Genomic DNA, 10,913 nt, shown 5'->3' with positions numbered 1-10,913 from the left:
CCGCATGAAGATCAGATTCTCCAGTGCCAAGGAACAGCAACCGACCCAGGAGCAGGGGCTGCAGGTGCTCTATGCGCCAGGCAAGCGCCTGGCTTTCCGGTTGCGCTGGTACCTCATCCTGCTGGCGGTGGTCAGCCCGTTGCTATGGCTGGTGGGGCGCTGGGCACTCACCCTCTGGCTGATCGAGGCGCCCGCGCAGCTGCACCTGCCTGGCAGTGAGCTGCGGGCACGCGATGGCGCGCAGGTCCGGCAGGTGCTGGTACAACCGGGGCAGCGCGTGAGCGCCGGTGAGCTGCTGGTCCGGCTGGACAACCCGGAATGGCGCGCCCGCCGTTTCCTGCTGGAAGCCGCAGGTGCGACACCGACCGGACAGGACGCAGCGGCACTGGAGCGCGAGCGGGCACTGTTGCAGATCCTGCTCGATCGAGCGCAGGCGCGCGTGGATCAGACGCAGCGGCTGTTCGACGCCGGCGCGGCCACCCGCGGCGAGTTGCTGGCAGCGGCCGACCAGCGCGATGCGCGGTTGCGTGATCTGTACCAACTGGAGCAGCGCCGCCAACCGGCCGTGAGCGCGGATCAGCGTCAGCGCGAGCTTGAGCTCGCCTGGCTGGACAGCCGTCTGCAGGGGCTCGAACTGCGTGCCGAAGAAGATGGCAAGGTGGGTGAGATCATGGTCGCGCCGGGCGAGAACGTCGGTCCGGGGACGCCCTTGCTGCGCCTGGAGCGCGGTGGTGAGGCGCAGGTGTGGATCTATCTGCACCCGAGCCATGCCGCCGATGCCACTGCCGGCAAGCCGCTGACGCTGATTTTCCCGGATGGCAGCAAGCGCCCGGCAATAGTGCTGCAGGCCGTGGATGATGCCGCACCGGTACCGGTGGAGCTACGGCCGCCGTTCAGCGCGCCGACGCGCAGCTTGCGGGTGATCGCACGCGTGGAGGATTTGCCGGACGACTGGCGTATCGATCGGCTTGGTCTCAAGGCGCGCTTTGCGCATGCCTGGCTCCCCTTCGGCGGCTAGCAACCTCTGCGGCTGATCCGGCCTCACCGGTTGGAGGGTCGCATCATCGACTGGCCAGCCACTGCGGAATTCTGCGCTCCAGGTAGTAGCGCGGTCGCCTCGGCGTGCCTTCGATGAAACCGACATGGCCGCCCCTGGCATGCAGTTCGAGCAGGCTGGAGGGCGACAGCTCGGTGGCCTGCGGCAGGCTGTGGCGGAACACGAAGGGGTCGTCGGCGGCCTGGATCAGCAGGGTCGGGATCGCGATGGTAGGAAGGAAATAGCGGCTCGAGGCGCGCCGGTAGTAGTCCTGGGCGTCGCTGAAGCCGTGCAGCGGCGCGGTGATGCGGCCGTCGAAGTCCCAGAAGGTGCGCATGCCCTGCAGCGGGCCGAGGCGCTGCAGGGCGCCGAGGTGCTCGACCAGGCCCTCGCGCTGGAAGCGCTGCTGCTTGTCCTGCACGTAGGCGACCATGGCCTTCATGAAATGCGCCTGGTAGATCCGCGAGAAGCCCAGGCCGATGCGGTCGGCGCACTGGTCCAGGCGGAACGGCACGGACACCGCCACCGCCTTGCGCAACGGGCAGTCGGCGGCGGTCTCGCCCAGGTACTTGAGCAGTACGTTGCCGCCCAGCGAATAGCCCACGGCATGCAGCGGCGCCAGCGGGCGGCAGGCCTGCAGATGGGCGATCACCTCGGCGAGGTCGTCGCTGGCGCCGGAGTGGTAGGCGCGTGGCAGCAGGTTGGGTTCGCCCGAGCAGCCGCGCCAGTTGATCGCCACGCTGGCCCAGTCCTGGGCAGCCAGTTGCTGTTGCAGGCCGAGTACGTAGAGCGAGCTGGACGAACCGGTGAGGCCGTGCAGCACCAGTACCAGCGGCGCCGTGGCGTCGTGCGGGCCGTGCCAGTCGAGGTCGATGAAATCGCCATCGGCCAGCCACAGTCGCTCGCGCCGGCGCGCGAGCCGCGGCGCGGTGCGGAAGAACGGGTTCCACAGGGTCTGCAGGTGCGGCCCGGGGAGCCACCAGGCGGGTTGGAAGGCGTCGGACACGGGATGTTTGTGCGGCTCGTCTGTTTCTCCGGACCCTAGGGTCTGTTGACGTTTCATTGCGAGCCGCGTTGCTGCGTCAAATGGCGCCAGGCAAGGCGCGGGACGCAGGTAATGGTCATTCCCTTGCCAAGTCCCGCAACGCCGCATGGCGCCATTTGCCGCGCAACCCGAAGGGCCGGGCCTGTTTTTGCGCGATGCGGCGTTACTCGTCGCTGATTTGGAATGACCAAACTTCGCTCCTCGTGCCTTGCCTCGCGTAAAAACAGGCTTCGGCGCGGCCGCGAATGAAACATCAACAGACCCTAATGCCATGCGGCCAGGAAGAAAAGCACCATCCAGGGGTTGAATGGTGCCGCCGTCCGGCGGGTGTATGTCTTTGGAGATATGGCCAGCGTCCGCCGGGCAGTGAACAGTGGGCGTCGAATCGCTATCCGGAACCTCGTCCATGACCATCACCCCCTTCGATCGATTGCTGGATGCCGCGCGCCGGCAGCACGAACCCCAGCGGCTGCTGTTCGTCTTCGTCAGCGCCGAGCTGCCCGAGGACGCCACCGAGGCCGAGCGCCGGCGCTTCGAGGAGAATGCCGGCGGCTCGCTCAAGCCGGTGCTCTGCGTCGACAAGCTGCCCGAGGAGCTGAGCGGCTTCGCGGCGCTGCGCGAGGAGTCGGAGCGCACCGGCGTGGCCTGGGACCTGCTGTTCGCCGCCGCATTGCCCGGTCAGGCGGGCATCACGCCCGGCGCGGATGAGGCCGAGCAGCCGCTGAAGATAATGGTCGGTGCCATCGAGACCGGCAATGTCGGCCGCTTCCTGGCCTTCGATCGCGCCGGGCAGCCGGTCGAGTTCTACTGAAAGGACCACTGACTGAGCCCGGTTCTTGTTGCGGCTTGTCGTCTCGGCGATGACTCGACTTCGCTGCTCGCCAGCAAGCTGGCGCCTACGAAAAAGCGCCGCTACCGGGCTTGGCGCTCCCACAGTGCGTAGTGCACCTTGCCGGCCTTCTTCTCGCGGTGCAGTCGCCAGTTGCCCGGCAGGCCGAGGCTGGAAGGCACGGCTTCGCTCTCGGTGTAGATCCAGGCGTGCTCGGCCAGCCAGCCCCTGCTTTCCAGCAGTTCGCAGGCCGGCTGCAACAGGTTCTTGTTGAACGGCGGATCGAGAAAGACCAAGTCGAAGGTCGTCGGCGACTGGGTTTCCAGGTAACGCAGCGCGTCGCTTTGTAGCAGCTGGCCGTGGCCGCACTTGAGTGTGTCCAAGTGCTTGCGCAGGCTGGCGATGGCGTTGGCGTTGACGTCCAGCGCCAGGGCCATGCCGGCGCCGCGCGACAGCGCCTCCAGGTAGAGCGCGCCGCTGCCGGTGAACGGGTCGAACACGCGGGCGCCGGAGAGGTAGAGCGCCAGCCAGTTGAACAGGGTCTCGCGAACCCGGTCCGGCGTCGGCCGCAAGCCCTCGGCATCGGGGAAGCTGAAGCGGCGCGAGCGCCATTCGCCGCCGATGATGCGCAACTGGCCCTGGCCGCCGTGGGCGCTGGGACGAATGGGGGGATTGGCCATCAATGCTCCGGAACCGTGCTGGGCTGTTCGGCTGGTTTGTCGCTGGGTGGCGGCAGCGGTTGCTGCTCGACGCTGGGGCCGGCGGTGACGATGACGAAGGCGTCGGCCTGCAGGTGCTTGTCCATCGCCGTCTTCACCTGTTCGACCGTCAGCGCCTGGATTTCGCCCATGAAATCTTCCAGGTAACTCAGCGGCAGGCCATAGAAGCCGATGCTGCCGAGCTGGCCGACGATGTCGGCGTTGCTCGCGGTGGACAGCGGGAAGCTGCCGGCGATCTCGCGCTTGCTGCGCTCCAGCTCGGCCTCGGTGGGACCTTCGGCGAGGTAGTCGCGCACCAGTCGCTGGACCAGCTCCAGCGCGCCGTCGGTGAGTTCGGCGCGGGTCTGCATGCTGATCATGAACGGCCCTTCGGCGCGCATCGGGCTGAAGCCGGAGTAGATGCCGTAGGTCAGGCCGCGCTTCTCGCGGACTTCCTCCATCAGCCGGGTGCCGAAGCCGCCGCCGCCGAGGATCTGGTTGCCCAGGTAGAGCGCCGCGTAGTCCGGATGGCCGCGCGGGATGCCGAGCTGGGCGAGCATCAGATGGCTCTGGTTGGAGGGGTAGTCGATATGGTGCGTGCCGGCCGTGGGCGCGGCGGGGGCGGGCGTCGGCGGCAGCGCCGGACCCTGCGGCAGCGCGGCGGAAACCTGCGCGGCCAGCGCTTCGGCCTCCTCGCGGGAAAGGTCGCCGACCAGCGCGATCACCGCATTGCCGGCCGCGTAGGCGCGGGCGTGGAAGGCGCGCAGCTGCTCGACGCCGATCGCCGGGATCGACTCCGGCGTGCCTTCGCTGGGATGGGCGTAGGGGTGTTCGCCGTAGAGCTGGGCGAACAGCTCCAGGCTGGCCAGCTTGCCGGGGTTCTGCTTCTGGAATTCGAAGCCGGCCAGCAGCTGGTTCTTGATCCGCTGCAGCGAGTCCTCGGGGAAGCTCGGCTGGCCGACCACCTGGCCGAACAGTTCCAGCGCCGGCTCGCGCTTGTCGGGGGCGCTCAGGCTGCGCAGGCTGGCCACCGCCATGTCGCGGTAGGAGCCGTTGCCGAAGTCCGCGCCGAGGCCTTCGAAGCCACGGGCGATGGCGCTGACGTCCTTGCCTTCGACACCCTCGTTGAGCATGGCGTTGGTCAGCAGCGCCAGCCCGGGTACGTCGCCGTCCTGGCTGCTGCCGGCGGCGAAGGTCAGGCGCAGGTCGAACATCGGCAATTCGCGGGCCTCGACGAACAGCACCTTGGCGCCTTCGGCGGTCTGCCAGCTCTGGATGTCCAGGCTGCGCCGCGCCAGCGGCTGGTCGCCCAGCTCGGCCAGCGACTCCAGGCGCGGCTTCCTGGCCCCTTCGGTCGCTACGGCGGGCTGGCTGGCTTCGCGGGCCACGTCCTGCTCGACCGGCTGGCCGGGCTGCGGCAGGACGCTGGAGCCATCATCGCAGCCCGCCAGGCCGAAACCGATCGCCAGCAACAGGCCGAACAGGCCATGGCGCAGGGCTTTGGATTCACTCATCACGGGCTTCCTCGGGCAGAACATGGGCGACGCTCAGGCGCGTGCGGGTGAAATAGCTGCGGGCGGCCTGCTGGATGTCCTCGGGCGTGACGGCTTCGAGTGCCGCCAGCTCTTCGTCCATCAGCCGCCAGGACAGGCCGACGGTCTCCAGCTTGCCGATGGTGGTGGCCTGCTGGGTGATGGAGTCGCGCTCGTAGACCAGCCCGGCGATGACCTGGGCGCGTACGCGCTCCAGTTCGTCCGCCGAAGGCGGCGCCTGCTTGAGGGCGTCCAGCTCCCGCCAGAGGCCGGCTTCGACCTCCTCCAGGGTGCGGCCCTTCTGTTGGTTCGGCGCGGCGCTCAAGACGAACAGGCTGTCGCCGCGGGCGTAGGCGTCGTACCAGGCCGAGGCGCTGGTCACCAGTTCCTCGCCGCGCTCCAGGCGCTCCGGCAGGCGGGCGCTGTAGCCACCGTCGAGCAGCGCGGAGATCAGCCGCAGCGCGTGCACCTGGCGGGCGTTCTCTTCGGTGGCCAGGCTCGGCACGTTGAAGGCCATCAGCAGGGTCGGCAGTTGGGTCTTCACGTGCAGTTCGAGGCGGCGCTCGCCGGGTTCGTCCAGTTCCAGCGGGCGCTTGGCCGTCGGCACGGCGCGTTGTTCGATGCCGCCGAAGAAGCGCTCGGCCAGGCCACGGACTTCATCGAGCGAAACGTCGCCGACTACCACCAGGGTGGCGTTGTTCGGCGCGTACCAGCGCTCGTACCAGGCACGCAGCTCGTCGGCCTGCATGCGGTTGAGGTCGTCCATCCAGCCGATGGTCGGGTTGCGGTAGCCACTGGCGGGGTAGGCGATGGTCTTGAAGCGCTCGTAGGCCAGCGAACTGGGCTTGTCGTCGGTGCGCAGGCGGCGCTCTTCCTTGATCACTTCGATCTCGCGGGCGAACTCGTCTGGCGGCAGCTTGAGGCTGGCCAGGCGATCGGCCTCCAGCTCGAAGGCCACTGCCAGGCGATCGCGCGCCAGCACCTGGTAATAGGCGGTGTAGTCGTCGCTGGTGAAGGCATTCTCCTCGGCGCCGAGCTCGCGCAGGATGCGCGAGGCCTCGCCGGCGTCGAGCTTGCGGCTGCCCTTGAACATCATGTGCTCGAGGGCATGGGACAGGCCGGTCTGGCCCGGCGTCTCGTAGCTGGAACCGACCTTGTACCAGAGTTGGGAAACCACTACGGGCGCGCGATGGTCCTCGCGCACGATGACCTTCAGGCCGTTGTCGAGAAAGAACTCGTGGGTCGGCTGGCTGTCTGCCGCAGCCAGTAGCGGCAGATACAGGGCTCCGAGCAGCAGGGCGGCGGCGCGGCGTAACGTCAGGGGCATAGTCGGGACTCGTCCAGGTTGGTGCCCGCCCCGGCAGGCTGGCAGGGCGGCGACACGGCAGCCATGGTAATGGCCTGCGCGGGTCAGGCAAAGCCGGGGGTATCCGCACGCCCTGCTCGGTCGCAGCGCCGTGCTTAGCGCACCTGCTTGGCGAGGTGCTAGGATAGGGCCCATTTTGAGGTCGGCAGCCTGGCTGTCGGCGTTTCGCACCCTTGAGAATACCTTCTCCATGTTTGGTTCCAACGACGACAAGAAGACGCCGGCCGAGCCCGGCGAGAAGAAAGGCCTGTTCGGCTGGCTGCGCAAGAAGCCGCAGCAACCGGCGGCCGAACAGCCTGCCGCCGAGCCGCAGGAAGACAGCCTGCCGCTCGCCGAACGGTCCGGGGACGAGATCGAGCAGCCCACGGCAGCTACGCCCGGGGCCTTGCCCGAGCGCCCGGTCGATGCTGAACTGACGCCAGAGCCAGAGCCAGAGCCAGAGCCAGAGCCAGAGCCAGAGCCAGAGCCAGAGCCAGAGCCAGAGCCAGAGCCAGAGCCAGAGCCGGTCGCTGTGCCTGTCGTGGCCGAAACGCCGCCAGCGGCTGCCGAGCCGGCCAGGCTGGGCTTCTTCGCCCGCCTGCGCCAGGGCCTGTCCAAGACCAGTGCCAGCATCGGCGAGGGCATGGCCAGCCTGTTCCTCGGCAAGAAGGCCATCGACGACGACTTGCTCGACGAACTGGAGACCCGCCTGCTGACCGCCGACGTCGGCGTCGAGGCGACATCGGCGATCATGCAGAACCTCACCCGGCGCGTCTCGCGCAAGGAACTGGCCGACAGCGGCGCGCTCTACACCGCGCTGCAGGAAGAACTCAGCGGCCTGCTCAAGCCGGTCGAGCAACCGCTGGTGATCGATAGTGGCAAGCGCCCCTACGTGATCCTGGTGGTCGGCGTGAACGGCGTCGGCAAGACCACCACCATCGGCAAGCTGGCCAGGAAGCTGCAGCTCGACGGCAAGAAGGTCATGCTCGCCGCCGGCGACACCTTCCGCGCCGCGGCGGTGGAGCAGCTGCAGGTGTGGGGCGAGCGCAACGGCATCCCGGTGATCGCCCAGCACACCGGCGCCGATTCCGCCTCGGTGATCTTCGATGCGGTGCAGGCGGCCAAGGCGCGCGGCATCGACGTGCTGATCGCCGATACCGCTGGCCGCCTGCACACCAAGGACAACCTGATGGAGGAGCTGAAGAAGGTCCGTCGGGTGATCGGCAAGCTCGACGAGAGCGCGCCGCACGAAGTGCTGCTGGTGCTCGACGCCGGCACCGGGCAGAACGCCATCAACCAGACCCGCCAGTTCAATCAGGCGGTCGAACTCACCGGCCTGGCGCTGACCAAGCTCGACGGCACCGCCAAGGGCGGCGTGATCTTCGCCCTGGCCAAGCAGTTCGGCACGCCGATCCGTTTCATCGGCGTCGGCGAGGGCATCGACGACCTGCGCCCCTTCGAGGCCGATGCCTTCGTCAAGGCGCTGTTCGCCCGGCAGGACGGCGCATGATCCGTTTCGAACAGGTCGGCAAGCGCTACCCCAACGGCCACGTCGGGTTGCACGAGCTGTCCTTCCAGGTCCGGCGCGGCGAGTTCCTCTTCGTCACCGGCCATTCCGGCGCCGGCAAGAGCACGCTGCTGCGCCTGTTGCTGGCGATGGAGCGGCCCACCAGCGGCAAGCTGCTGCTGGCCGGGCAGGACCTGTCGCGCATCACCAATGCGCAGATTCCCTTCCTGCGCCGGCAGATCGGCGTGGTGTTCCAGAACCACCAGTTGCTGTTCGATCGCACCGTGTTCGACAACGTCGCCCTGCCGTTGCAGATCCTCGGCCTGAACAAGCGCGAGATCGGCCAGCGGGTGATGACGGCGCTGGAGCGGGTCAGCCTCAAGGACAAGGCGCTGCAGTATCCGGCGGACCTTTCCACCGGTCAGCAGCAGCGTGTCGGCATCGCCCGCGCCGTGGTGCACCGGCCGGCGCTGCTGCTGGCCGACGAGCCCACCGGCAACCTCGATCCGCGCCTGGCCGCGGAGATCATGGGGGTTTTCGAAGACATCAACCGCCTGGGCACCACCGTGCTGATCGCCAGTCACGACCTGACGCTGATCGCGCGCATGCGCCACCGCATGCTGACCTTGCAGCGTGGCCGCCTGATCGGCGATGGGGAGGCCGGCTGATGAGCGCCGAACGCAAGTCCGATTCGAACAAGAGCACCGCCGAACGCGTTGGCGGTGCGCTGAAGAAGCCCGCGCAGCACGGCGTCGACGAGCCGGAATTCAAGGTGCTGTTCCACGCCTGGCTGGAAAGCCACCGCGCCAGCCTGGTCGACAGCGTCAGCCGGTTGCTCAAGCAGCCGATCGGCAGCTTCTTCACCTGCCTGGTGATGGCCGTCGCGCTGAGCCTGCCGATGGGCCTCGCCCTGCTGCTGGACAACGTTGAACGGCTCGGTGGCTCCTGGCAGCGCGCCGCGCAGATCTCGCTGTTCATGCAGCTGGAGGTGGATGCCGCGGCAGGGGCGAAGCTGCGCGACGAAGTTGCCGCCATGCCCGACGTGGCCGAGGCGCAATGGATCAGCCGCGAGCAGGCGCTGGAGGAGTTCCAACAGCTTTCCGGACTCGGCGAGGCGCTCAAGGAGCTGCCGGAAAACCCGCTGCCCGGGGTGATCCTGGTGACGCCCGAGGAGGTCGACAAGGACAAGCTGGAGGCGCTGCGCCAGCAACTGGCCGGGCTGCCGGGCGTGCAGCAGGCGCAGCTGGACCTGCTCTGGGTCGAGCGGCTGACGGCGATCCTCAAGCTCGGCGACCGCTTCGTCTTCGGCCTCACGCTGTTGCTGGTGGCCACGCTGCTGCTGGTGATCGGCAACACCATCCGCCTGCATATCGAGAACCGCCGCACCGAGATCGAGGTGGTCAAGCTGGTGGGCGGCACCGACGGCTATGTGCGCCGGCCGTTCCTCTACATGGGCGCGCTCTACGGCCTCGGCGCCGGGCTGATCGCCTGGCTGCTGCTGGCCTACGGGCTGGGCTGGCTGAACGAGGCGGTGGTGCGCCTGGCCGGGCTCTACGGCAGCGATTTCGGCCTGGGAGGCGTGCCGGCGGGCGATGGCCTGTCGCTGGTGGTCGGGGCCGTGCTGCTCGGCTACATCGGTGCCTGGCTGGCCGTCGCGAGGCACCTGAGCGAGCTGGCGCCTAGATAAAAATTCTTATAAAACAGTAGCTTGATTATGCTGTAAGGGAACCTTTCCATAGGCTTGCAGTCTGTTGCGGCAATGCTAAACTGCTGCAGCTTCATCACTGGAGGTACTGCATGACTACTACTCTGCAACCTGTTCAAGCACTCGTTCCGGGAGCCAATCTCGAGGCCTACGTGCAGACCGTGAACAGCCTCCCGCTGCTCACCGTCGAGCAGGAGCGCGAGCTGGCCGAGCGCCTCTTCTATCAGCAGGATCTCGAAGCCGCCCGGCAGATGGTGCTGGCGCACCTGCGTTTCGTCGTACACATCGCCCGCAGCTACTCCGGCTACGGGCTGGCCCAGGCCGACCTGATCCAGGAAGGCAACGTCGGCCTGATGAAGGCGGTCAAGCGCTTCAACCCCGAGATGGGCGTGCGCCTGGTGTCCTTCGCGGTGCATTGGATCCGCGCCGAGATCCACGAATTCATCCTGCGCAACTGGCGCATCGTCAAGGTCGCCACCACCAAGGCGCAGCGCAAGCTGTTCTTCAACCTGCGCAGCCAGAAGAAGCGCCTGGCCTGGCTGAACAACGACGAAGTGACCGCCGTGGCCGACAGCCTGGGCGTCGAACCGCACGAAGTGCGCGAGATGGAAAGCCGCCTGACCGGCCACGACATGGCCTTCGATCCGGCCGCCGATGCCGACGACGACAGCGCCTACCAGTCGCCGGCGCACTACCTGGAAGATCATCGCTACGACCCGGCGCGCCAGCTGGAAGACGCCGACTGGAGCGACAGCTCCAGCTCCAGCCTGCACGAGGCGCTGGAAGGCCTGGACGAGCGCAGCCGCGACATCCTGCAGCAGCGCTGGCTGAGCGAGGACAAGGCGACCCTGCACGACCTGGCGGCCAAGTACAACGTCTCGGCCGAGCGGATTCGCCAGCTGGAAAAGAACGCAATGAACAAGCTCAAGGGTTCGATACAGGCCTGAAGCCCGTAGTCGAATCGAGAATCGCGGGATGGCTAGCGCCTCCCGCGATTTTTTTTTGCGGAGCCAGCCATGCCTACGCCCTGACGCCTCGCCAGACACGGGCGGGCTGGGTGGCATTGCGCTTCGATCCATCGGATACCGCCCTGTCACCTTTGGTGGGCTGAGGCCCAGCCTAGCGAGGTCGGCTATCTACCCAAGCCCCGCACGATCTCCTGTAGGAGCGAGCCATGCTCGCGATGCTCCTGCGTGGCCGGTATTCGCGGGCATGG

10 protein-coding genes are annotated in these 10,913 nt (G+C 67.7%); 6 read left to right on the top strand and 4 right to left on the bottom strand.

The features are described from left to right. Positions 1 to 4 precede the first annotated feature (4 nt). On the top strand, positions 5 to 1,018 hold the full coding sequence (locus CXK94_RS11150) for an HlyD family secretion protein (protein WP_102894395.1): 1,014 nt from the start codon (positions 5 to 7) through the stop codon (positions 1,016 to 1,018). A 43-nt stretch (positions 1,019 to 1,061) separates the two neighbouring features. On the opposite strand, the gene CXK94_RS11145 is transcribed toward CXK94_RS11150, so the two are convergent. Further along, positions 1,062 to 2,042: a hydrolase gene (locus CXK94_RS11145; RefSeq protein ID WP_102894394.1), complete on the bottom strand. Its 981-nt coding sequence runs from the start codon at positions 2,040 to 2,042 to the stop codon at positions 1,062 to 1,064. A 445-nt stretch (positions 2,043 to 2,487) separates the two neighbouring features. On the opposite strand from CXK94_RS11145, the gene CXK94_RS11140 reads away from it, so the two are divergent. Further along, complete coding sequence (locus CXK94_RS11140; RefSeq protein ID WP_102894393.1) at positions 2,488 to 2,892, top strand: ribonucleotide reductase subunit alpha; 405 nt, start codon at positions 2,488 to 2,490, stop codon at positions 2,890 to 2,892. A 101-nt stretch (positions 2,893 to 2,993) separates the two neighbouring features. Here CXK94_RS11140 and rsmD read toward each other — a convergent pair whose 3' ends face one another. Genes rsmD through CXK94_RS11125 form a run of 3 tightly spaced genes read right to left on the bottom strand, consistent with a single transcriptional unit; the run spans position 2,994 to position 6,467 of the window. Further along, entirely contained in the window at positions 2,994 to 3,590 is a 597-nt protein-coding gene (rsmD, locus tag CXK94_RS11135; RefSeq protein ID WP_102894392.1) for a 16S rRNA (guanine(966)-N(2))-methyltransferase RsmD, read from the bottom strand. Continuing rightward, positions 3,590 to 5,122, bottom strand: a complete 1,533-nt coding sequence (locus CXK94_RS11130) for a M16 family metallopeptidase (RefSeq protein WP_102894391.1) — start codon at positions 5,120 to 5,122, stop codon at positions 3,590 to 3,592. Before CXK94_RS11130 ends, rsmD begins: the two co-directional genes overlap by 1 nt. Next, positions 5,115 to 6,467, bottom strand: a complete 1,353-nt coding sequence (locus CXK94_RS11125) for a M16 family metallopeptidase (protein WP_102894390.1) — start codon at positions 6,465 to 6,467, stop codon at positions 5,115 to 5,117. Before CXK94_RS11125 ends, CXK94_RS11130 begins: the two co-directional genes overlap by 8 nt. Before the next feature lie 229 nt (positions 6,468 to 6,696). Here CXK94_RS11125 and ftsY point away from each other — a divergent pair, with 229 nt between their 5' ends. The 4 genes from ftsY (at position 6,697) to rpoH (ending at position 10,644) form a co-directional block, all read left to right on the top strand. Further along, positions 6,697 to 7,995 carry a signal recognition particle-docking protein FtsY gene (ftsY, locus tag CXK94_RS11120; protein ID WP_102894389.1) on the top strand — a complete coding sequence of 433 codons (1,299 nt, stop codon included), beginning with the start codon at positions 6,697 to 6,699 and terminating at the stop codon, positions 7,993 to 7,995. Further along, positions 7,992 to 8,660, top strand: a complete 669-nt coding sequence (ftsE, locus tag CXK94_RS11115; protein WP_102894388.1) for a cell division ATP-binding protein FtsE — start codon at positions 7,992 to 7,994, stop codon at positions 8,658 to 8,660. Before ftsY ends, ftsE begins: the two co-directional genes overlap by 4 nt. Continuing rightward, entirely contained in the window at positions 8,660 to 9,679 is a 1,020-nt protein-coding gene (gene ftsX / locus CXK94_RS11110) for a permease-like cell division protein FtsX (RefSeq protein WP_102894387.1), read from the top strand. The genes ftsE and ftsX overlap by 1 nt, the downstream gene beginning before the upstream one ends. A gap of 110 nt (positions 9,680 to 9,789) precedes the next feature. After that, positions 9,790 to 10,644: an RNA polymerase sigma factor RpoH gene (gene rpoH / locus CXK94_RS11105; protein ID WP_102894386.1), complete on the top strand. Its 855-nt coding sequence runs from the start codon at positions 9,790 to 9,792 to the stop codon at positions 10,642 to 10,644. Positions 10,645 to 10,913: the final 269 nt, after the last annotated feature.

Source organism: Stutzerimonas stutzeri (assembly GCF_002890915.1).
Taxonomy (GTDB): Bacteria; Pseudomonadota; Gammaproteobacteria; order Pseudomonadales; family Pseudomonadaceae; genus Stutzerimonas; species Stutzerimonas stutzeri_AF.
This window is presented reverse-complemented; position numbering and strand designations above follow the sequence as displayed.

Excerpts from the sequence above, each read along its gene's own strand:
- CXK94_RS11150 (WP_102894395.1), top strand. The coding sequence starts at position 5 with ATGAAGATCAGATTCTCCAGTGCCAAGGAACAGCAACCGACCCAGGAG.
- CXK94_RS11140 (WP_102894393.1), top strand. The coding sequence starts at position 2,488 with ATGACCATCACCCCCTTCGATCGATTGCTGGATGCCGCGCGCCGGCAG.
- rsmD (WP_102894392.1), bottom strand. The coding sequence starts at position 3,590 with ATGGCCAATCCCCCCATTCGTCCCAGCGCCCACGGCGGCCAGGGCCAG.
- CXK94_RS11130 (WP_102894391.1), bottom strand. The coding sequence starts at position 5,122 with ATGAGTGAATCCAAAGCCCTGCGCCATGGCCTGTTCGGCCTGTTGCTG.
- CXK94_RS11125 (WP_102894390.1), bottom strand. The coding sequence starts at position 6,467 with ATGCCCCTGACGTTACGCCGCGCCGCCGCCCTGCTGCTCGGAGCCCTG.
- ftsY (WP_102894389.1), top strand. The coding sequence starts at position 6,697 with ATGTTTGGTTCCAACGACGACAAGAAGACGCCGGCCGAGCCCGGCGAG.
- ftsE (WP_102894388.1), top strand. The coding sequence starts at position 7,992 with ATGATCCGTTTCGAACAGGTCGGCAAGCGCTACCCCAACGGCCACGTC.
- ftsX (WP_102894387.1), top strand. The coding sequence starts at position 8,660 with ATGAGCGCCGAACGCAAGTCCGATTCGAACAAGAGCACCGCCGAACGC.
- rpoH (WP_102894386.1), top strand. The coding sequence starts at position 9,790 with ATGACTACTACTCTGCAACCTGTTCAAGCACTCGTTCCGGGAGCCAAT.